General features: G+C 42.6%; 15 protein-coding genes, 2 tRNA genes and 3 rRNA genes. 5 read left to right on the plus strand and 15 right to left on the minus strand.

Translation table 11 applies throughout. The features are described from left to right. Positions 1-46: 46 nt before the first annotated feature. The 6 genes from rrf to OK025_RS00030 all read right to left on the minus strand — a co-directional run bounded on the left by rrf (position 47) and on the right by OK025_RS00030 (position 5,477). Positions 47-158: ribosomal RNA gene (gene rrf / locus OK025_RS00005) — 5S ribosomal RNA — on the minus strand. Between the two features lie 125 nt (positions 159-283). Next, positions 284-3,165: ribosomal RNA gene (locus tag OK025_RS00010) — 23S ribosomal RNA — on the minus strand. A gap of 228 nt (positions 3,166-3,393) precedes the next feature. Further along, a tRNA-Ala gene (locus OK025_RS00015) sits at positions 3,394-3,467 on the minus strand. Between the two features lie 11 nt (positions 3,468-3,478). Continuing rightward, a tRNA-Ile gene (locus OK025_RS00020) sits at positions 3,479-3,552 on the minus strand. 120 nt (positions 3,553-3,672) lie between these two features. Beyond that, a 16S ribosomal RNA gene (locus OK025_RS00025) occupies positions 3,673-5,202 on the minus strand. Together the 16S, 23S and 5S rRNA genes with 2 tRNA genes alongside form the textbook arrangement of a ribosomal RNA operon. Before the next feature lie 113 nt (positions 5,203-5,315). Next, a complete protein-coding gene (locus OK025_RS00030) occupies positions 5,316-5,477 on the minus strand; it encodes a hypothetical protein (protein ID WP_317667786.1) in 162 nt (53 codons plus the stop codon). 686 nt (positions 5,478-6,163) lie between these two features. Between OK025_RS00030 and OK025_RS00035 the strand changes: the two genes are divergently transcribed. Beyond that, positions 6,164-7,186 carry a LacI family DNA-binding transcriptional regulator gene (locus OK025_RS00035; RefSeq protein ID WP_317667787.1) on the plus strand — a complete coding sequence of 341 codons (1,023 nt, stop codon included), beginning with the start codon at positions 6,164-6,166 and terminating at the stop codon, positions 7,184-7,186. 141 nt (positions 7,187-7,327) lie between these two features. Here OK025_RS00035 and uxuA read toward each other — a convergent pair whose 3' ends face one another. The 9 genes from uxuA to ettA form a co-directional block, all read right to left on the minus strand. After that, the gene (uxuA, locus tag OK025_RS00040) at positions 7,328-8,488 is read right to left on the minus strand and encodes a mannonate dehydratase (protein ID WP_317667788.1); all 1,161 of its coding nucleotides are present in this window, start codon (positions 8,486-8,488) and stop codon (positions 7,328-7,330) included. 12 nt (positions 8,489-8,500) lie between these two features. After that, positions 8,501-9,319 (minus strand): SDR family oxidoreductase, encoded by an 819-nt coding sequence (locus tag OK025_RS00045; protein WP_317667789.1) that lies wholly within the window; start codon positions 9,317-9,319, stop codon positions 8,501-8,503. 79 nt (positions 9,320-9,398) lie between these two features. After that, positions 9,399-9,587, minus strand: coding sequence for a cbb3-type cytochrome oxidase assembly protein CcoS (ccoS, locus tag OK025_RS00050; RefSeq protein WP_075991720.1), 189 nt, complete (start codon positions 9,585-9,587; stop codon positions 9,399-9,401). 5 nt (positions 9,588-9,592) lie between these two features. Next, on the minus strand, positions 9,593-11,986 hold the full coding sequence (locus OK025_RS00055; RefSeq protein WP_317667790.1) for a heavy metal translocating P-type ATPase: 2,394 nt from the start codon (positions 11,984-11,986) through the stop codon (positions 9,593-9,595). A 9-nt stretch (positions 11,987-11,995) separates the two neighbouring features. Continuing rightward, complete coding sequence (hemN, locus tag OK025_RS00060) at positions 11,996-13,366, minus strand: oxygen-independent coproporphyrinogen III oxidase (RefSeq protein WP_317667791.1); 1,371 nt, start codon at positions 13,364-13,366, stop codon at positions 11,996-11,998. Between the two features lies 1 nt (position 13,367). Next, the gene (locus OK025_RS00065) at positions 13,368-13,784 is read right to left on the minus strand and encodes a lactate dehydrogenase (RefSeq protein ID WP_070567181.1); all 417 of its coding nucleotides are present in this window, start codon (positions 13,782-13,784) and stop codon (positions 13,368-13,370) included. 361 nt (positions 13,785-14,145) lie between these two features. Continuing rightward, positions 14,146-15,213 (minus strand): response regulator, encoded by a 1,068-nt coding sequence (locus tag OK025_RS00070; protein ID WP_317667792.1) that lies wholly within the window; start codon positions 15,211-15,213, stop codon positions 14,146-14,148. A 42-nt stretch (positions 15,214-15,255) separates the two neighbouring features. Then, a complete protein-coding gene (locus OK025_RS00075; RefSeq protein WP_317667793.1) occupies positions 15,256-16,440 on the minus strand; it encodes a PAS domain-containing sensor histidine kinase in 1,185 nt (394 codons plus the stop codon). Positions 16,441-16,449: 9 nt separating this feature from the next. Next, a complete protein-coding gene (gene ettA, locus OK025_RS00080; protein ID WP_046672222.1) occupies positions 16,450-18,132 on the minus strand; it encodes an energy-dependent translational throttle protein EttA in 1,683 nt (560 codons plus the stop codon). Positions 18,133-18,317: 185 nt separating this feature from the next. On the opposite strand from ettA, the gene OK025_RS00085 reads away from it, so the two are divergent. From OK025_RS00085 to OK025_RS00100, 4 genes are all read left to right on the plus strand, one after another. After that, entirely contained in the window at positions 18,318-20,843 is a 2,526-nt protein-coding gene (locus tag OK025_RS00085) for an ATP-dependent Clp protease ATP-binding subunit (protein WP_317667794.1), read from the plus strand. Positions 20,844-20,982: 139 nt separating this feature from the next. Next, complete coding sequence (locus OK025_RS00090) at positions 20,983-21,402, plus strand: hypothetical protein (protein WP_317667795.1); 420 nt, start codon at positions 20,983-20,985, stop codon at positions 21,400-21,402. A gap of 173 nt (positions 21,403-21,575) precedes the next feature. Further along, positions 21,576-21,803: a hypothetical protein gene (locus OK025_RS00095; RefSeq protein WP_317667796.1), complete on the plus strand. Its 228-nt coding sequence runs from the start codon at positions 21,576-21,578 to the stop codon at positions 21,801-21,803. A 293-nt stretch (positions 21,804-22,096) separates the two neighbouring features. Continuing rightward, entirely contained in the window at positions 22,097-22,666 is a 570-nt protein-coding gene (locus OK025_RS00100) for a hypothetical protein (protein ID WP_317667797.1), read from the plus strand. Positions 22,667-22,739 lie beyond the last annotated feature (73 nt).

The raw sequence follows: 22,739 nt of genomic DNA on the forward strand, positions 1-22,739 counted from the left end.
AACGAAAGAAGCCCTTGACTGTTTCCAGCAAGGGCTTCCGTGTAAAAAAAGGCACCGACCTACTCTCCCACCTGTTACGGCAATACCATCGGCTCTGGCGGGCTTGACTGCTCTGTTCGGAATGGGAAGAGGTAGACACCGCCGATATAGGCACCTAAAAATCTTTATTGGATGATCTATGAATTCATATCATGTGATTCATGCCAACTGACATATGTATTGAAAGAGGTTCGTTTCCTGTATGTTTCAAAAATTAAAGAGGAAGACAACAGTGTCTGTCTGCTTGAGAAAGCTTCGGGCTATTAGTACCACTTGGCTTTGGTCTCTCAACCTTTACACCTATGGCCTATCAACGTAGTCATCTTCTACGACCCTATAAGGAAGTCTCATCTCGTGGCTAGTTTCGCACTTAGATGCTTTCAGCGCTTATCTATTCCAGACGTAGCTACCCTGCCGTACACCTGGCGGCATAACAGGTTCACCAGAGGTCTGTCCAACCCGGTCCTCTCGTACTAAGGTCAGATCCACTCAAACTTCCAACGCCCACAACAGATAGGGACCGAACTGTCTCGCGACGTTCTGAACCCAGCTCGCGTGCCACTTTAATGGGCGAACAGCCCAACCCTTGGGACCTTCTCCAGCCCCAGGATGTGACGAGCCGACATCGAGGTGCCAAACCTCCCCGTCGATATGAGCTCTTGGGGGAGATCAGCCTGTTATCCCCAGCGTACCTTTTATCCTTTGAGCGATGGCCCTTCCATACAGAACCACCGGATCACTATGTCCGTCTTTCGACCCTGTTCGACTTGTCGGTCTCACAGTCAAGCAAGCTTATGCCATTGCACTCCACGTACGGTTACCAAGCGTACTGAGCTTACCTTTGAAAGCCTCCGTTACCTTTTTGGAGGCGACCACCCCAGTCAAACTACCCACCAAACAATGTCCTCCCCATAAGGGAGTTAGAAACCGAATACAGAAAGGGCGGTATTTCAAGGTTGATTCCATGACTCCTGGCGAAGCCACTTCAACATCTCCCGCCTATCCTACACATCCTGTACCCAATCTCAATGTTAAGCTATAGTGAAGGTGCATGGGGTCTTTCCGTCCCGTTGCGGGTAATCGGCGTCTTCACCGATACCACAATTTCACCGAGCTCATGGCTGAGACAGCGCCCAGATCGTTACACCATTCGTGCAGGTCGGAACTTACCCGACAAGGAATTTCGCTACCTTAGGACCGTTATAGTTACGGCCGCCGTTTACTGGGGCTTCGATTCAATGCTTCTCTTGCGATGACATCCCCTCTTAACCTTCCAGCACCGGGCAGGTGTCAGGCCTTATACTTCATCTTGCGATTTTGCAAAGCCATATGTTTTTGTTAAACAGTCGCCTGGGCCTTTTCACTGCGGCTGCTCTTACGAGACAGCGCCCCTTCTCCCGAAGTTACAGGGCCATTTTGCCGAGTTCCTTAGCCATGACTCACTCGAGCACCTTAGGATTCTCTCCTCGACCACCTGTGTCGGTTTGCGGTACGGGTCTTCATAACCTGAAGCTTAGCGGGTTTTCTTGGAAGTCTGTTTACCTGCTCTATCAGCGCCACCGGAGCTTTGCTGTACTATTGGGTTTCAGCAGGGTCGGCGGATTTGCCTACCGTCCCTATACCTACGCCTTTCAACGAACTATTCCGTCAGTTCGCGGCAGTGTCACTACTCCGTCACCACATCGCAGTTATGAAGAGTACTGGAATATTAACCAGTTGTCCATCGGCTTGCCCCCTTCGGGTGCGCCTTAGGTCCCGACTGACCCTGATCCGATTAACGTTGATCAGGAAACCTTGGTCTTTCGGTGGGCGGGTTTCTCACCCGCCTTATCGTTACTTATGCCTACATTTGCTTTTCCATAACCTCCACAGTTCATTGCCAAACTGCTTCTCCGGCGATGGAATGCTCCCCTACCAGATGTACATCTTTCAGTACAAATCCATAGCTTCGGTACCGTTCTTGATGCCCGTTTATTATCCACGCCCGGCCGCTCGACTAGTGAGCTGTTACGCACTCTTTAAATGAATGGCTGCTTCCAAGCCAACATCCTAGCTGTCTGGGCAACCGGACCTCGTTAGTTCAACTTAGAACGAATTTGGGGACCTTAGCTGATGGTCTGGGTTCTTTCCCTCTCGGCCTTGGACCTTAGCACCCAAAGCCTCACTGCCGGCTATATTTGATAGCATTCGGAGTTCGTCTGGATTTGGTAGGATTTGACTCCCCCGCACCCAATCGGTAGCTCTACCTCTATCAAACTCTACGCCGACGCTGTTCCTAAAAACATTTCGGGGAGTACGAGCTATTTCCCAGTTTGATTGGCCTTTCACCCCTACCCTCAGGTCATCCGGAAACTTTTCAACGTTTATCGGTTCGGTCCTCCATTACATGTTACTGCAACTTCAACCTGCCCAAGGGTAGATCACAAGGTTTCGCGTCTACCTCATCTGACTATGCGCCCTATTAAGACTCGCTTTCGCTTCGGCTGCGTCCCTGAAGGACTTAACCTTGCCAGACAAGAGTAACTCGTAGGCTCATTATGCAAAAGGCACGCTGTCACAGGACCTGCCTGCTCCAACCGCTTGTAAGCACACGGTTTCAGGTTCTTTTCACTCCCCTGTTCGGGGTTCTTTTCACCTTTCCCTCACGGTACTGGTTCACTATCGGTCTCTCAGGAGTATTTAGCCTTACCAGATGGTGCTGGTGGATTCCCACAGGATTTCTCCGGTCCCGCGGTACTCAGGATACCACTATGTCAACATTCTTTACCTGTACGGGGCTCTCACCCTTGTCGCGCAGTTTCCCACCTGCTTCCAGTTCATAGCGCTGTACAATGTCGTGGTCCTACAACCCCGGTCATGCCGTAACATGACCGGTTTGGGCTCTTTCCCGTTCGCTCGCCACTACTTGGGAAATCATTGTTATTTTCTTCTCCTACGCCTACTTAGATGTTTCAGTTCAGCGCGTTCGCGTTTTATACGACTATTCTTCAAATAGTCAGGTTGCCCCATTCGGAAATCTCTGGATCAAGTCGCATTTGCCAATCCCCAAAGCTTATCGCAGCTTATCACGTCCTTCTTCGCCTCTGAGAGCCTAGGCATCCCCCGTGTGCCCTTATTTACTTTCTTCACCGGCATAGCCTTTTGCTACTATGCGGCTGCTTTTGATATATATACCCGTATGCTACGTAAAGATTCGTTCGGCATTCACCGAGGGTCTCCTCTCTACATCGAACACATACACGTATTGTCTCTATACTGTTGTCTTCTCTTGTAATTTTTTTTCTCTTTCAATATGTCAAAGAACTCTTTTTCCGGTATAGATGAAGTATATCGCTATATACTTCCCCGGAGATGTGGAGAATAACGGATTCGAACCGTTGACCCCCTGCGTGCAAGGCAGGTGCTCTAGCCAGCTGAGCTAATTCCCCAAACGTTTTCGTAGTCCCGAGCAGATTTGAACTGCTGACCCCTACATTATCAGTGTAGTGCTCTAACCAACTGAGCTACGGGACTAGCTTATCTTGTTCATCTCTTTCTCTCGGTCCTGCTCCCTTAGGGGCGGGCACTTTCTTCTGATGTTTTTTCTTCTGCAATCATATGTAACGCGACGAGCACCGATCTTCGATACTCTAGAAAGGAGGTATTCCAGCCGCACCTTCCGGTACGGCTACCTTGTTACGACTTAGCCCCAATTATCGGTTTTACCCTAACACGCTCCTTGCGGTAACATGCTTTAGGTACCCCCAACTTTCATGGCTTGACGGGCGGTGTGTACAAGGCCCGGGAACGTATTCACCGCGTCATTGCTGATACGCGATTACTAGCGAATCCAACTTCATGGGGTCGAGTTGCAGACCCCAATCCGAACTGTGAATGGCTTTTAGAGATTAGCATCATATTGCTATGTAGCTGCCCGCTGTACCATCCATTGTAGCACGTGTGTAGCCCCGGACGTAAGGGCCATGATGACTTGACGTCGTCCCCACCTTCCTCTCTGTTTGCACAGGCAGTCTGTTTAGAGTCCCCACCACTACATGCTGGCAACTAAACATAGGGGTTGCGCTCGTTGCGGGACTTAACCCAACACCTCACGGCACGAGCTGACGACAGCCATGCAGCACCTAGTTTCGTGTCCCGAAGGACGAGTGCGTCTCTGCACTCTTCACTAACTTTCAAGCCCGGGTAAGGTTCCTCGCGTATCATCGAATTAAACCACATGCTCCTCCGCTTGTGCGGGCCCCCGTCAATTCCTTTGAGTTTCACCCTTGCGGGCGTACTCCCCAGGTGGATAACTTAACGCTTTCGCTTGGACGCTGGCTGTCTATCGCCAACATCGAGTTATCATCGTTTAGGGCGTGGACTACCAGGGTATCTAATCCTGTTCGATCCCCACGCTTTCGTGCATCAGCGTCAATACCAGCTTAGTGAGCTGCCTTCGCAATCGGAGTTCTAAGACATATCTATGCATTTCACCGCTACTTGTCTTATTCCGCCCACTTCAAATGGATTCAAGCCCATCAGTATCAAAGGCACTGCGATGGTTGAGCCACCGTATTTCACCCCTGACTTAATAGGCCGCCTACGCACCCTTTAAACCCAATAAATCCGGATAACGCTCGGATCCTCCGTATTACCGCGGCTGCTGGCACGGAGTTAGCCGATCCTTATTCTTCCAGTACATTCAGCTAGATACACGTATCTAGGTTTATTCCTGGACAAAAGCAGTTTACAACCCATAGGGCAGTCATCCTGCACGCGGCATGGCTGGTTCAGGCTTCCGCCCATTGACCAATATTCCTTACTGCTGCCTCCCGTAGGAGTCTGGTCCGTGTCTCAGTACCAGTGTGGGGGATTCTCCTCTCAGAGCCCCTAGACATCGTCGCCTTGGTAAGCCGTTACCCTACCAACTAGCTAATGTCACGCGAGCCCATCTCTATCCTATAAATATTTAATCAACTGAACATGCGAACTGTTGATGTTATGCGGTGTTAATCTCTCTTTCGAGAGGCTATCCCCCTGATAGAGGTAGGTTGCTCACGCGTTACGCACCCGTGCGCCACTCTCACCATCTTCGAGCAAGCTCTCCGATGGATCCCGTCCGACTTGCATGTATTAGGCCTGCCGCTAGCGTTCATCCTGAGCCAGGATCAAACTCTCCATTGTAAAATGAAGTTTTTGATTCCAACTATTTATAATAATCAGAATTCTTTTTTTATATCTCTGATCTTGGATCGAATTGAACGAATTACTTGAATTTGTTCATGACTTTCGTTTGTCTACTCGTCACGCTTACATGATTGTGTTTTCTTAAAGAACTCTGTCGCTTCAACTTCCGTATCCGCTTTATTCCGATGGGCATTGCGCCACTCTTTATCGTTTTGTTTTTCCCTTCGTTTCCGTTGGGACTGCAAAGGTAGAAATCTTTTCTGAACTTCCAAAAACTTTTTGAAGTTTTTTTTCTTTCCTCTTTTTTCGATTTCCGCGTTTAAAATAAACTGAACGGGATTTTAGATCCTGCCAGACTTCTCTTAAACCCTTCTTTTTTCATGGATTCCCTCTTTCGGGTAACCGTCCCTCCCTTGCGGAGTGGTGCAAAGATAGGGAGTTTAGGAACAAACTTCCAAGCCTTTTGTTCTTATTTATTTCATTTTTCCTTAACTGCCTGTAACGGTGCACGATTCTTTTTGTAAAACAGGTGATCGGAGGGCTGGAATGGCTGATCCGGCCGCCAGATTGGGCCTTCGGAGAACCTCAGGTCATCCTATAGCGTATGGAGGCAGGCTTCGCACTGGATCCATTATCCTTTTCGTTCAATTTTTGTTAATAATTTGCAGGGGTATTACAGGGGGATAACAGGGGGTTAACAGGGGGTTAGCAGGGGTACAACCCCTATTAACCCCCTGTTAAAACGGTGCTATACTGCTGTTAATTATAAATCAGAATATAATCTGAACCTAAGCAACGTAATACCAGGCCTCCCCTTTTGTCAAAACTGCCGCTGAAACAAGCAAAATATCAATATGAAAAGCCTAATAATAGCAGCATTGGTCCACTTATCAAGATAAAAAACCTATTTATCTATTTTTTTATGTAGATTTATCTTCTTAAAATAACCACCAGAGCGATGAGCAGAACTACCCTGAAAGATATAGCGTTGGCACTCAATATTTCTGTTTCGACGGTTTCCAAAGCATTATCAGACAGCTACGAAATAAGTGAAGCGACTAAAAAGATGGTTCAGGAATATGCCAAAAAGCATAATTTCCACCCAAATAAGTTGGCACGGAGCTTAAAAATAGGAAAATCCAATACAATAGGGGTTATTGTATCCAACATTAGCAATACATTCGTTTCACAAATCCTCGATGGAATTCAAATAGCCTCTCAACAGACGGTCTATGACGTTATTTTCATGCAAAGCCGGGAAGACGAACGGATCGAAAAAAATTGTATTGACGTCTTACGCATGCGCGGTATTGATGGCTTAATGATATCTCCGGTTTCCTCCGATTCAAATATTGAAGAGCTAAAAGCATTGATAAAATCGCAGATTCCAGTCGTTATTTTTGACCGTATCAATCACCAGCTCGACACATTCAAGGTTGGTGTCAATAATTTCCAAGGTTCATATAATGCCACAAAGCATCTCATCGAACAAGGCAAAAAGAATATTTTGCATATCACCGGAAAGAACTTAGGTGTGGCAGCCGAACGATTAAATGGCTTCAGATCTGCTTTATCAGATGCGGGGATCCCTTTTGATAATAGACATTATATCGAATGTAGTTTTAATAATACCACCGATATAGACGAAACAATTCGGGAGATTTTGCGCAAAGAATATCTTGAACATAAACGTATAGATGCGATTTTCGGTGCTACGGATGTTATTACAACCCGAACACTGGGTATTTTGGCTGAGCTTCAGATTCAAGTCCCTTCCGAAGTGGCCGTTATTGGTTTTTCAAACACACAGATAGCAGCTTCCTTAAATCCGGCACTATCCACAGTTGTACAACCGGCAACAGAAATTGGGGAACTGGCGACAAATAAATTAATCGCCACCATTAACCAAACAAGACCAATACATGAATTTGAAACGATTGAGCTTCCAACACAGCTCATCATTCGCAAATCTTCCTTATAATTCTTTTGATTATAGTCTCGTCGACATACTTAAAACAAAACAGTCGGGAAATAAGAAATTAGCTCCCCTACTTCCCGACTGTCTGTATGCGAGACCTATATTACAGGTCATAATCTCTAATCTTCGCCCGAATTATGGGTATCATTCACCAACAATACCATACTCTAGGCCCCGCAATTCCGCAAGCCCTCTCAATCTTCCAATGGCAGAATACCCTGGATTTGTTACTTTATTTAGATCATCCAGCATCTGATGGCCGTGATCTGGTCTGAATGGGATCGCTGTAGATCTCAATTGATTTTCAGCAACCAGGATTTTCATGATTTTATACATATTGACATCCCCATCCAAATGGTCTGCCTCATAAAAGCTTCCGATCGCATCTTTCTTCACATTCCGTAAGTGAACAAAGTTTACCCGTCCTTTAATATTTTCTAAGATAGCCGGCAGATCGTTTGTCTGACTGGCCCCCAAAGATCCTGTACAAAAGCAGACACCATTAAATCGTTGTGGAACCGCATTCAAAAAATAATCGAAATCTGCACCATTACTGGCAATGCGGGGCAAACCTAAAATAGGATACGGTGGATCATCGGGATGAATGGTCATACATATACCGTTCTCCTCACAAGTTGCCGCAATTCCCTGAAGGAAATAAACCAAATTGTTGCGTAAACCATCTTTCCCAATATGTTTATAGGTATCAATGCTCGCCTTTAACGCATCCAATTCCACATTTTTCTCTCCGGGGATCCCCATTAAGACAACATTTGCCAATTCTTCTTTTTGCTGTTCGGAAATTTCATCAAATCGTAAAGTCGCACGTTTAACAACATCCTCTGGATATGCTGTCTGTGCCTCATCACGTTTCAAAATAAAAATATCAAAAAGTGCCAGATCAATCCAGTCAAAATACAATGCTTTTGAACCATCCGCCATGGTTAAATCCAATTGTGTACGCGTCCAGTCCAGCACCGGCATAAAATTATAACAAATTGTTTTGATGCCGCATTGTGCAAGATTGGTTAAAGTCTCCTTATATTTCTGGAGGTATTCATCGACTCTAGCACCTTTTGTCTTAATCTCCTCGTGTACTGTCACACTTTCCACAACAGACCAGGTAAGACCGGCATCTTCTATAATGCGTTTTCTTTCTTGAATATCGGCCAATGGCCATACCTCACCGTGTGGAATATGATGTAATGCCGTTACAATACCAGTAGCTCCAGCCTGTTTGATATCTTGTAAAGATACCGGGTCATTGGGACCATACCAACGCCAGGTTTGTTCTAATTTTCTCATCTTAAAGTTTAATTAAACGCCACACCATGCATTAAAACCACCATCGACAAAAACCGTCTCCCCTGTCACAAAGGCCGATGCATCGCTCAATAGGTAGATTAAAGTTCCTTTTAACTCACGGGGGTCGCCCAATCGGTTATAGGGAGTTCCGTTAAGAATACGTTTGGTACGGTCGCTATACGTACCGTCTGGATTGATCAATAAGTTTTTGTTTTGTTTGGTTAAGAATACACCGGGAGCGATTGCATTGACACGAACTTGGTCACCATAACGCTGAGCGAGTTCGGTGGCCATCCATTTTGTATACCCATCGATACCGTGTTTTGCAACGGTATAGCCCAAAACACGTGTAAACGGACGACTGGCTGTAAGGGAAGATATATTGATGATGACACCTTTTCCGCTTTCAGCAATCACACGACCAATAATATGCGTAGGAATCATTGTACCATACAAATTAAGCTCTATTGCTTTAATGGTATCCTGAATATTGCTCGCAAATAAATCTTGATCGGCACCAATTGTTGCACCCGGAATGTTGCCTCCAACGGCATTTACTAAAGCGTCTATCCTACCCCACTTTTGCAAAACTTCATCTTTCGCCCGAGTGACATCCTGTTCGTTCATGATGTCAACTTCAACAAATATCGCTTCGCCACCAAGGGACTCTACCTGCTGGACACGCTCTGCTCCGATTTGTCCATTACGTCCAAGTATCGCGACTTTCGCTTCTGCCTCGGCCAAAGCCTCAACAAATGCTTCGCCTAAAATCCCTGTACCTCCCGTAATTACAACTACCTTATCTTTTAATGAAAATGGATTATTATGCATGTATTTTTATTTCAAATTGGTATTTATCCCCAATTTTATTGATAATAACCTTAATTACAAAAAAAAGTAATTGATTTAATTACGATAACGTTTTAGTTACGTCGCCTTCTTTATCCTCCCCTTCTGTCGTTTCATCATCAAACAGAATCCGTATAGAAGGTGTATAGGTATCGTTATGCTGACCGGTTTTATTTGCCCAGAAAAAAGCACATAGGAAAACCAAAGCCAACAAAACACTACAACCGATCAAAATATACATTATTTCCATAGCAACTAGAGTTTACGGCGTTTGGCATACCATCTCGTCATGAGACTTGTAAAGGAGATGATCGTTACCGTACTTATTGGCATTAGAATCGCGGCAAATAATGGCGACATAATACCTTGCACGGCAAAGCTCAACCCAATTACATTATATAAAAGAGATATACCAAAGCTCATATGTATTACTTTCACCGCATCTTTGCTAAAAGCAAAGAAATCCGGCATTTTCGAAAATGACTCCCCATCCAGTATCGCATCACAGCCGGGAGAGAAGTTATTGATATCATCACTTACGGCGATGCCCAGATCTGCTTTACGCAATGCCCCCGCATCATTAAGGCCATCACCAATCATACAGACATGCTTTCCTGCTACCTGAAAATTTTGAATAGTTGCCAGTTTTTCCATTGGAGATTGATTAAAAAGCAAGCTTGCATTCGAGGGAAAAATTAACTGTAGTGCATCCAGACGTCTATCGTTATCCCCTGAGATTAAATGAAGGTCGTATCCGACTTTAAAATCTTCAATCAAAGCCGAAAGACCATCGCGCCAGGATTGCTCCATGGTAAAATATCCTTTTAGCTCTTCACCTATACGAATAAAAACCACAGACCCGTCTGTTTTAATGTTACCGATATTCAAAAAATTAGCACTACCGATTTTAATTTCCTTGCCACTGACATTAGCCTGCATCCCCTTTCCCGGAAATTCCTTGAAATCCTGTATCGAAATAGCAGAAGAAACATTCAGCCACTTAACAATTTCACGGCTCAATGGATGGCTAGAGTTTCTACATACCGCATTCAGTAGCTTTTTGTCGGCTGTCGAGAGGCTACCTTCAAAATAAATTGAGGTTGCTTTAGGCGATGATATTGTACCGGTTTTATCGAATACGAGGGTATCAATCGTAGCCATTTGCTCAATAGCGGCCGTATTTTTCACATAAAACTTATTTCGATCAAAAATACTTAGCGCTGCAGAAAGGGTAAATGGAGAGCTCAACGCCAACGCACATGGACATGCGATAATCAATACCGCCGTAAAAGCTCCCCAAGCCCTACTTGCACTCCCATCAACAGCCCAAAATAAGGCAGCCAAAAGTGCAACAACCAATAAAACAACAGTAAAATATTTACTTATAAAGTTGACAAAAGTCTGAAAATGTTTGTCATAATCTTTATAGTTCTCATTATTCCATAATTTGGTCAAATAGGACTGTGAAATCGGTTTGACCACTTCAAGTTCTATCGCTTCCCCCGTCTGGCGTCCGCCGGCATAGATAATTTCGCCCAAGGTCTTACTGACCGGACTTGATTCTCCGGTTACAAAACTAAAATCTATCGCAGCATCACCTTTTAAAAGCATGGCATCGGCCGGTATAATTTCATTGTTGCGAACCAAGATACGGTCGCCTATATGAACGTCAGCTAATTGTACAGGTTTATCCCCCGATTCAGTCAATACTGTTACAGCCACCGGAAAATAACTCCGGTAATCCCGTTCAAATGAGATATGATAATAGGTACGTTGTTGTACCCATTTTCCGATCAATATAAAAAACACAAGACTACAGAGTGTATCCGTAAAACCAGCGCCTGTCTGTGTGATCACCTCAAACGCCGAACGCAAAAATAACACGAGGATTCCCAGAGCTAATGGCACATCCAGATTCAACCGCTTTTGTTTCAGACTCCAATAGGCCGATTTGAAATAATCCGACGCACAATACAATAAAACAGGGAGACCAAAGGCAAGGTTTATATAACCAAAGAAATTGGCATATTCCTTTTCAAAACTCCCCATTCCAAAATAATCAGGGAAACTGAATAACATAGAATTTCCAAAACAGAAACCGGCAACAGCAATTTTTGCTACCAAAGGATTTAGATTATTTCTATTCCCTTCCTTTACAACATCCTGCAAGGTGATTTTAGGGTCATAACCGATATTGACCAAAAGATAAACCAGGTCTTTCAATGGCAGCTCATTGTGATTGAATGTAATGCTCGCCTGTTTCTTCATAAAGTCCACGCGCGACTGCAGTACATTGGGATTGAGTTTATATAAATTTTCCAGCAACCAGATACAAGAGCTACAGTGAATAGCCGGAATATAAAAGGTGATGATGGTCATCATATCATCTTTATAATCCACTAATTTACCGGCAATCTGTGGTTCATCCAGATAGGAAAAATCTTCTTGCTTGGATTTATTTGATTTACCCGGGTGCTGATTATAGCGATAATATTGCTGCATACCACTATCGTTCAGTACTTGGTAAACGGTCTGACACCCCAGACAGCAAAAATCATGATGATCAAGCTGATAGCCCGTTTCCTCAATTTTATCGCCGCAATGGAAACATTTTTCTGCAAGTTGTATTTCATCCCTTAGCTCTGCCATACCTTCGTGCTAAATTGCCTGACTAAATAATTGATTTTGTGCTTTTGAACGTAATAATCGCTGATCAAAGGCCATACAGATATTTCTTAAAAAAGAGCGTCCAATAGCAGTACATTGAATTAGGTCGCCGGTTATGGAGACTAAACCATCTGTAACAAGTTCAGACAATTCGTCGATAATCTGCTCATTCAACGGCGCACCTGTCGGCAACTGCACTTTACCTTTACACATCATATCGAGGATATAACGCCTTACAAGAAGATCCTCCTCGTTGAGTATATGTCCTTTTACAACGGGCAATACCCCAGCATCAATGAGTTTATGGTATTCTTCCACGGTCTTCACATTTTGAGCAAAAGCCCCCCAGGCATCGCTGATCGAAGAAACTCCGATACCGATTAACAAGGGACTAAATCGATCGGCATAGCCCATAAAATTGCGATGTAATCTTTCTTGTTGGAAAGCCACAAATAATTCGTCCTCTCTTTTCGCAAAATGATCCATACCGACATCTTCATAGCCATGGGCCAAAATCATTTTTTTCCCAAGGTTATATAAGGCGAGTTTGGCTGCGCCATGAGGTAGATCTGCTTCAGTATAATGCCGTTGACCGGGTTTTATCCAAGGCACGTGGGCATAGCTATAGAAAGAGATCCGGTCTGGACCGAGCAGCATCGCTTTTTGGATCGTATCTTCCACCGTAGCCAATGTCTGCTTAGGTAATCCATAGATCAAATCGAAGTTGATCGATTCAAATCCAATTTTCCGCGCATTCAGCATCACTTCTTTCACTTCCGCCGATGTTTGATGTCGGTTGATCACAAACTGCACAAGTGGATCAAAATCCTGTATTCCCAGGCTCAAGCGCCGAAACCCCAAGTCAAATAAGGTTTCTAAATGTGTGACGGTTGTATTAGCAGGGTGAGCTTCAAAAGAGAATGAACGATCAGGAGCCAGGTCTGCGTGTTTAAGGATCCCCTCAATCAGTACCTTCAAATTATCCGGATGGAAAAAGGTCGGAGTACCACCACCCAAATGTATTTCCGCCAATAAGGGTCTTTCTCCCTTAAATAAAGCGACATACATTTCCCATTCTTTCAAAAGAGCGGCAATATAAGGTTCTTCAACGTGATGGTTTTTTGTAATGCGCGTATTGCAACCACAATACGTACATAGGCTTTCACAAAAAGGAAGGTGTATATATAAGCTGATACCTTTTTCTTTCGACTGCTGGAAAGTTTGGTAGACTTGATTAGTCCAAGCTGCCCGGTAAAATGCTTCATTATCCCAAAAGGGAACAGTAGGATAGCTTGTATAGCGCGGTGCGGCAACATTATATTTTTGCACCAATTCTTCCATTGTAACCTGCGATGTAATCATTTTATTTTATTTTTTTAGCACAGTCGTTTAGACAACAACAAGCTTTACCCACACATTTTTCTAATCCCCATAAGTTGAGATTCCGGACGGTCTGCTCTGCCAGTCCTTTTGGACTCTGATCTTCAAATGGCGCATTGGCAATCTGAATATTCAGATCTCCAGCCTTTACCAGATCGATATGAGCAGTATCCTTACTGCGGGTCATAATCTTATTGATCCCTAACCCTTTTAAATTAAGTAGCATGCTCTCGTCCAACATATCGCTCACGGAAATAACTACCGCATCTTTTCCACGCGCGTAATTCTGTGTCTCCGCATTTAATCCATTTGAAATCAAAGTCAAATCATGTTGTTTGGCATTTGCCAATGCCCAAAACTCTTTTTCAAATGACCTTACATTATATACTACTACTTTCATTCTGATTCTACAATCACCAATTAAGGTTTATCCTAAGAACAAAAGTAAATCATGCATATGGGCAAAAAGATGATGTAGCACCACACCTTAAAATGATATTTATCACAATTCACAAAAAATAGCATGATTTCGCTAACATCAACAGCTGTAAAAGTCAACCGAAAGGTATTATATGGCCAATAATCGCGTACAACACGGTCGCTGAAACCGAACTAGTTCAATAAAACGGCATAGCGAGCTCGCATTGATACTTTAATGAAAAGACACAAATCAGTAAACATAGACTATCATAAAAAAGGCGTGTTCAGAAAAACTGAACACGCCTTTTTTATGTTGATTTTTAAATCTTCGCTACTGATCCCTACTGCTTCACATCCCGCAGGTTCTTGATAGAATTGATGTATATTTTTCCTTTTTCTTTCGAAATCAGTTTTTCTTCTTTAAAGTCGGAGAGCATACGGGAAACAGTTTCATTGGCTGTACCTGCAATTGAAGCCAGGCCGTCTCGTGTCACATCAATTGAGCATGCATCAGCCTCATTGATATTGACTCCACTTTTTTCAGCAACGCTAATCAACGCATTGGCGACACGCTTGCGGACAGAATGATAGGCAAAACCCAGCAATTGCTCTTCTTTTTCCCGTAAATCGACAGAAAGGAGCTTTATAAATTTACTGGCTATTGCAGGCTTTTTCCATAACAGTTCCAAAAAACCATCCTTTGGAATCAACACAATTTCACTTTGTTCAACAGCTTCGGCGTAGTCTTCATAATTATCATTCAGCAAAATCGAGGCATAACCAAAGTAATTTCCTTTAATAAAAATCCCTGTAGACAGCTCACGTCCATCTTTATAGGACTTAAAGCTGCGTACCTGACCAGATTTTACAAAATAGACGTACGTTGGCGAATCATCTTTTTCATAAATGGACTGTTTTTTCTTCACTGTTTTCACACGTGAGTTGGCAATTAGCTCTTTTAGCAACAATACCTGCTCTTCTGCGCTCAAACTCAAATCTTCTTCCTGAGGAATATCTGCAGCCAGCTGTTCATGTCTTTTGAGACGAACATCTATTGCATTCATCAACTCGACATCATCAAAAGGTTTCGTCAAATAATCATCCGCTCCCATTTCCATTGCTTTACGCATGTCTGCGCGTTCCGCTTTGGCAGTCAGAAAAATGAACGGAATTTTGGCTGTACTCTCAATTTTGCTCAACATAAATAAGACCCCGTAACCATCCAATTCAGGCATCATGATATCACAGAGAATCAAATCAGGAATGTGTCTTGTCGCCAGGTCGACGCCAACGCGGCCATTTTCGGCTGTAATGACATCATACCTTCCTGTCAACTCCAATATTTCGGTAGTTCCTTCTCGGATATCGATATTATCTTCAATAATTAGAATTGTCTTTTTATTTCTCATCTGCAATTATTTATTCAGTTATGCGAATCTCCAAGTTCACCTTTATTTAAAGCTTACTCTGAATGAAGTTCCTTTATGTACTTCCGATTCAAATTCCATCTGCCCCGCCATCAATTCAATGTATCGTTTTACAATATTCAAACCCAATCCTGTACCAGGGATATTACCAGTATTATGTGCTCTAAAAAAAGGCTCAAACAAATGTACCTGATCTTCTTCGGGTATACCAATACCATTGTCTTTCACGGATATTAAGCAGCCTTCTTCATCGATACAGGTTGTGAATTCGATCAAGGTATCTTCCCCGGAATATTTGATCGCGTTGGAGATTAAGTTGACCAAAGCATTTTTCAACAAATTTGGATCTAAGGTGAAATGCCCGATTTCTCCGGTGTGTTGGTATACAATATGCTGATTTTTCTTACAGATCAATTGCATTTCTTCGGTGATCTCTTCTGCCAACTCAACGAGATTGATGTATTGCTTATTCATCACAACAATACCCGCTTCCAATTTTTCAAGTGACAGAAAGTCGTTCAGGATACTTGTGAGCAATTGAACTGCACTTTTAATTTTATTGGTGTGTTTAAGGATATTAGCCTTATCATCCGGTCGTTCGGAATACTTTTCAATCAGAGAAGCCGAAAGCTGAACCGAGCTTAAAGGTGTCCGGAACTCATGCGAGGCCATGGACACAAACCGTGATTTCAGCTGGTTAAGTTCAATTTCTTTTTCCAAAGACTTTGAGACTTCTGCTTTAGCTTTTTCAAGTTCAGATACCAGCGAGATCAGGTCGCGTGTACGCTCACTGACTTTATGTTCAAGTTCGGTTGCATGTTGCTTGAGCATATCCTCGGCAGCTTTCTCACGCGATAAATCGTGAATAAAGCCGGTAAAGATATTCTTATCTTTTAACCAAACTTCACTGACTGCCAAGCGGAATGGAAATGTTTCTCCATTTTTCTTTAAGCCCATCACTTCACGGCCGATTCCGATAATTTTCTTATGACCTGTGGTTTGGTAATTATGTAGATAACCATCGTGGTTGCCACGATCAGGTTCAGGCATTAACATGGAGATATTGTGTCCGATCACTTCCTCAGCCTGATAACCGAACAATTCCAAGGCAGCAGGGTTAATGCTTTCCACATTCCCCCTGTTGTCTATAGTAATTATTCCATCAATAGCGTGATCTATTATAGCAGCTAAAAGCCTTCCACCGTCCATGATTATTGCTTATTTTACCAGTTTCTTGTATTTAATACGGTGCGGTGTCACGTCACCAACGCGTTTTTTACGGTTTTCTTCATATTCAGTGTAGTTACCTTCAAAGAAATAAACCTGTGAATCCCCTTCAAAAGCAAGGATATGGGTACAGATACGATCCAGGAACCATCTATCGTGGGAGATCACAACGGCACAACCACCGAAATTCTCCAAGCCTTCTTCCAGTGCCCGCAAGGTATTTACATCAATATCATTGGTCGGTTCATCGAGTAAGAGTACATTTGACCCTTCTTTGAGTGTAATAGCCAAGTGAACACGGTTACGTTCTCCACCAGAAAGTACACCTACTTTCTTTTGTTGATCAGCACCGTTAAAATTAAATTTGGAAACGTAAGCTCTTGAGTTTACCGAGCGGTTACCCAGCATCATATTGTCACTGCCACCCGTAATATTTTCCCAAACCGATTTTTCAGGATCGAGGTCGTGGTGCATTTGGTCTACGTAACCCAATTTTACTGTTTCTCCGACCTTGAACGAACCCGTGTCAGGTGTTTCCTGACCTGTAATCAGACGGAATAAGGTTGTTTTACCCGCACCGTTGGGGCCAATAATCCCTACGATACCCGCAGGCGGCAACATGAAACTCAAATTTTCAAACAAGATACGATCGCCATACGCTTTGGAAATATTCGTTGCCTCAATGACCGAATTACCTAAACGTGGTCCCGGTGGAATAAACAATTCCAATTTTTCTTCGCGTTCTTTCGTTTCCTCAGAAGCTAATTTTTCATAGTTATGCAAACGAGCTTTCGATTTGGCGTGGCGTGCTTTCGGTGCCATACGCACCCATTCCAGCTCACGTTCCAAGGTTTTTTGACGTTTGGTTTCCTGTTTCTCTTCCTGTGCCAAGCGTTTTGCTTTTTGATCTAACCAAGAAGAATAATTTCCCTTCCAAGGAATACCCTCACCGCGGTCCAATTCAAGAATCCATCCGGCTACATTATCCAAGAAATAACGGTCGTGGGTAACGGCAATAACGGTTCCTTTATATTGTTTTAAGTGTTGTTCTAACCAATCGATCGACTCGGCATCCAAGTGGTTGGTCGGTTCATCCAGAAGTAATACATCAGGTTCCTGCAACAATAAGCGACATAATGCTACACGTCTGCGCTCACCACCTGACAAATTGACAATCTTTGCATCTGGCTCGGGGCAACGTAAAGCATCCATTGCTCTTTCCAATTTCGAATCGATTTCCCAAGCGTTAGTGGCATCAATGATATCCTGAAGTTCCCCTTGTCTTGCCAACAATTTGTCCATCTCATCGGCATTTTCATACACCTCCGGCAGGCCAAATTTTTCGTTGATTTCTTCGTATTCCTGTAAGATGGCTGTAATTTCAGCGACACCTTCCTGAACAACTTCAAGAACAGTCTTTTCAAGATCCAATTGAGGTTCTTGCGCTAAATAACCCACAGAGTAACCTGGGGAGAACACGACCTCGCCTTGGTAAGACTTATCCAATCCAGCGATAATTTTTAATAGGGAAGATTTACCTGATCCGTTTAAACCGATCACACCGATCTTCGCGCCATAGAAAAAAGATAAATAGATATTTTTTAAAACTTGTTTTTGAGGCGGATAGATTTTGTTGACACCCGCCATCGAAAAAATGATCTTCTCGTCTGACATAAAATTTAAAAAAATTCGAAAACTCTTATTATATTAACATACAAATGTAATCTTTTATACTGACATTTTGGACGTATAACGGTCATGGCTTAATTGTTGATGACATTATTTAAAATAATTTTAAGGTTTGAAATGCAGAATTTACTACATTTATATATCCTTAATATAAAACAGAAAGGTATTCAATGGAAGCAAAATTTTCACCGCGCGTAAAGGATGTCATATCGTACAGTAGAGAGGAAGCTTTAAGATTGCGTCACGATTATATAGGAACAGAGCATTTATTGCTCGGATTGATTCGTGAAGGCGATGGAATGGCGATAAAGATCCTTAAAAACATAGGCATTGACACGACAGCCCTACGTCAATCTGTGGAGGACGCAGTGAAGGGGGCATCGGTTTCACGCGCTCCTATTGGCAATATGCCATTAACAAAACAGGCTGAAAAAGTTTTGAAGATCACTTATTTGGAAGCTAAAATATTCAAATCGGACATCATCGGAACGGAGCATTTATTATTGGCTATCTTACGAGATGAAGATAATATTGCTTCTCAGATTTTACAACAATACAATGTGACTTACGACATCTTCAAATCTGAAGTTGAGCAAAATAGAACGACCATCAAGGATGAGGCTCCGGGCTCTCCCACAGGCGACGATGATTTTGCGGAAGATGATCAATATATCCAACCTAAAAAAGTTTCGGATATCAAATCCAAAACTCCGGTATTGGACAACTTTGGCCGTGATTTGACCAAAGCTGCCGAAGAGGGTAAATTGGATCCTATTGTGGGTCGCGAAAAAGAAATTGAGCGTGTATCTCAAATTTTATCCCGACGCAAGAAGAACAATCCTTTGTTGATCGGTGAACCGGGAGTTGGTAAATCAGCTATTGCGGAGGGACTTGCTCTTCGTATTGTCCAACGCAAGGTCTCACGTGTACTATTCAATAAGCGTGTAGTCACATTGGATCTGGCTTCATTGGTTGCCGGTACAAAATACCGCGGTCAATTTGAAGAACGTATGAAAGCGGTCATGAATGAACTGGAGAAATCACCGGATGTCATCTTATTTATCGATGAGATTCACACCATCGTTGGTGCAGGTGGCGCTTCAGGATCGTTAGATGCTTCCAATATGTTCAAACCAGCCTTGGCAAGAGGAGAAATCCAATGTATTGGTGCAACCACATTAGACGAATATCGTCAATACATTGAAAAAGATGGTGCTTTGGACCGTCGTTTCCAACGTGTAACGATTGAGCCGGCAACACATGATGAAACGGTTGAGATATTAAATCGTATCAAGGAGAAATATGAGGATCACCACAATGTGACCTACACTCCCGAAGCGATTGAAGCCTGTGTGTCGTTAACAACACGTTATATTACAGACAGATTCTTACCAGATAAGGCTATTGATGCTTTGGATGAAGCAGGCTCTCGCGTGCACTTAAACAATATTCATGTACCGCAGTCCATTATTGACATTGAAAATAAAATTGAAGAGGTCAAATTGGAAAAGAACAAGGTCGTTCGTAGTCAAAAATACGAAGAGGCTGCCAAATTGCGTGATACGGAGAAAAAATTGATCGAAGAGCTCGAGAAAGAAAAAATCGCTTGGGAAGAAGAGACAAAGTCTAAACGCTATACTGTTTCAGAAGAAAATGTTGCTGAAGTAGTGGCCATGATGACAGGTATTCCAGTACAACGTGTTAGTCAAACTGACAGTCAAAAACTGTTGAATATGGCTGAGTTGATGAAGGGAAGAATCATTGGTCAAGATGACGCTGTAGGTAAATTGGTGAAAGCTATTCAACGTACACGTGCGGGCTTGAAGGATCCAAAAAAACCAATCGGGTCATTTATCTTCTTGGGTCCTACTGGGGTCGGTAAAACAGAGCTGGCTAAAGAATTAGCGCGATTCATGTTCGACACTGAAGATGCCTTGATCCAAATTGACATGAGTGAATACATGGAGAAATTTGCGGTATCTCGTTTGGTAGGAGCGCCTCCAGGATATGTTGGTTATGAAGAAGGTGGACAACTAACGGAGAAAGTACGTCGTAAACCTTATGCCGTTGTCTTATTGGATGAGATTGAGAAAGCGCATCCGGATGTATTCAATCTGTTGCTACAGGTATTGGACGAAGGTCAATTGACAGATAGTTTGGGACGTAAAGTAGATTTCCGAAATACCATTATCATTATGACTTCTAATATTGGCGCACGCCAATTGAAAGAATTTGGTCAAGGTGTTGGTTTCACCACAGCAGCAAAATCACAACAATCTGATGCGCATTCACGTGGAGTTATTGAAACCGCTTTGAAAAGAGCTTTTGCTCCAGAATTTTTGAATCGTATTGATGATGTAATCGTCTTCAATTCATTGACAAAAGAAAATATCTTCAAAATCATTGATATTGAATTGAAATCTTTGTTCAAGCGAATCGCAGATTTGGGATATACAATCAACTTGACGGATGAGGCAAAAGATTTCATTGCAGACAAAGGTTACGACAGTAATTTTGGTGCGCGTCCATTAAAACGAGCAATCCAGAAATATTTGGAAGATCCGATTGCAGAAGAAATTCTGAAGGGAAATGTGCAAACTGGTTCAGTTTTGACAGTGAGCATTAATCCTGAAACCAAAGATATTGAGGTTTCTAGCTCAGATCCGAAGTCTTCAAAAGACACAGCTGAGAAGTAAACATGAGCTGTATCCAAAAATAATTTTAATAAAATGCACCTTTATGGTGCATTTTTTGTTGTTAAGAAAGTTGACGTTAAACTTTCGCACTATTTTATCGTCCTATAATAAAAAAAATATCACAAATAACACGCACAATATGAAAAGACTTTTATTAGCAGCATTAATTGGGACCGCAGCCCTGGTTTCATTTTCTTCTTGTAAGAAAGAATATATTACACAAGAAGTAAACGTCTTAGACGGCACAAGTTATGTATTTCCCGTAAAATCAACTGAATGGGTCAAAGAGGGTACAAATACTTATAGAAAAGATATCGCCATCAAAGATTTAGATAAACGTTATTATGAAGACGGTCATGTTAGCGTGGCCATCAACGTGGACGCTACTCCTGATAGATACGAAGCGATTCCTTCAGAACTATATGGATATCAGTTTTCGTACAACTATTCGATTGGCGTGGTACGCATTTACGCTAATGACGTAAGTGGAGGAGCTCCAGCTGCACCCGACAATATGATCGTTAAGGTCGTTTTAACGGATGCGAGTATAGGAAACTAGGAAAACTATTTTCAAAACTATAATGCCTCAAAAGTTAAATGCTTTTGAGGCATTATAGTTTTCAGCTACAAACATTATTACCGACAAACAAAAGCCGTGATTACCGAATGTTGTGGAAGTATCCTTGTGATGCGGCTATATACTCCATAAATTTAGATCTTATTAATATACTTATGTCTAGAGTCGAGCGCATGACAGGTTGGGCATTTCTTTTTGCGGGTATTGTGATACTCCTAATCGGAATCGCTATGTTTTTCGGGCAGGGAATCGTAGGCGGTGAAAGCATTGGTCGACTAGGGGGAACAATGGAAACGAGCTTTGGTCCTTATGGTTGTTTTGGAATAGCGACATTCCTTTTTATCATGGCTATAATTTTTCTTCGCAAACAATCCTCAAAATAGAACGAGTAAGGCGCTTACTTTGGCAGCGAAACTACAAGTTACCTCCCCCCTATAGATTCAAGCCATCAGCTGTACCATGGCCTCCTTTCCAATTTATCAGAACGGCCAAATGCTTTTTTAAATAATTAACCTGAATATTAAATAACATAAACAACAAATACTTAAAAGTAAAAAATACACAAAAAAAAACAAACATCAACTAAGCAAAAGGTGTCAATTTTAAAAATGAAGTAATTTTTATGTTATTTCATATTTTTTTTATAGATTTAGTATATCCATTTATATTATCAATTATGAAGAAATTAAAACTTATCCTTTCGCTAGCAGGAGTGGCAGCGATTGCGGTTCATGCAAATGCACAGGACACCAATACGGATAGCCATACTATCGGTATAACAATTCCTGTAGTAACTCTTGTCGATATTGAACCGGCTGCAAGTAAAAACCTTACGATGCCTTTCACCGCTCCTACGGAAGCCGGCTTACCATTAGCTCTTCCCTCAGCCAATAATACGCTCTGGCTTAATTATTCTTCCATCAAATCCACTACAACACTAATGCGACATGTTACGGTGAATTTGGATGCTGTCGTGCCGGGTGTAGACATCAAAGTTAATGCAGCAACAGCGACAGGAGCTGGGGATGGAACATTAGGAACACCTATTACCGGCCCATTAACATTAACAGCTTCAGCTCAAGCAATTATTGACAACATAGGCAGTGCCTACACAGGTAATGGTGCGAATAATGGTCATCAACTTACTTATACCGTATCTACTGGTACTGGTACTGCATATGGCGACTTGGTTGGCTCCGCTACGCCTGTTAGTGCAAAAGTTACGTATACCATTGCTGATCAATAATCCTAAGCAATTTAAACGATAGAATAAGGGAAAACTTGGGGATCACCTATCTTCCCTTATTTTTTATGCTATC

The sequence above is a fragment of the Sphingobacterium sp. UGAL515B_05 genome, from assembly GCF_033097525.1.
Taxonomy (GTDB): domain Bacteria; phylum Bacteroidota; class Bacteroidia; order Sphingobacteriales; family Sphingobacteriaceae; genus Sphingobacterium.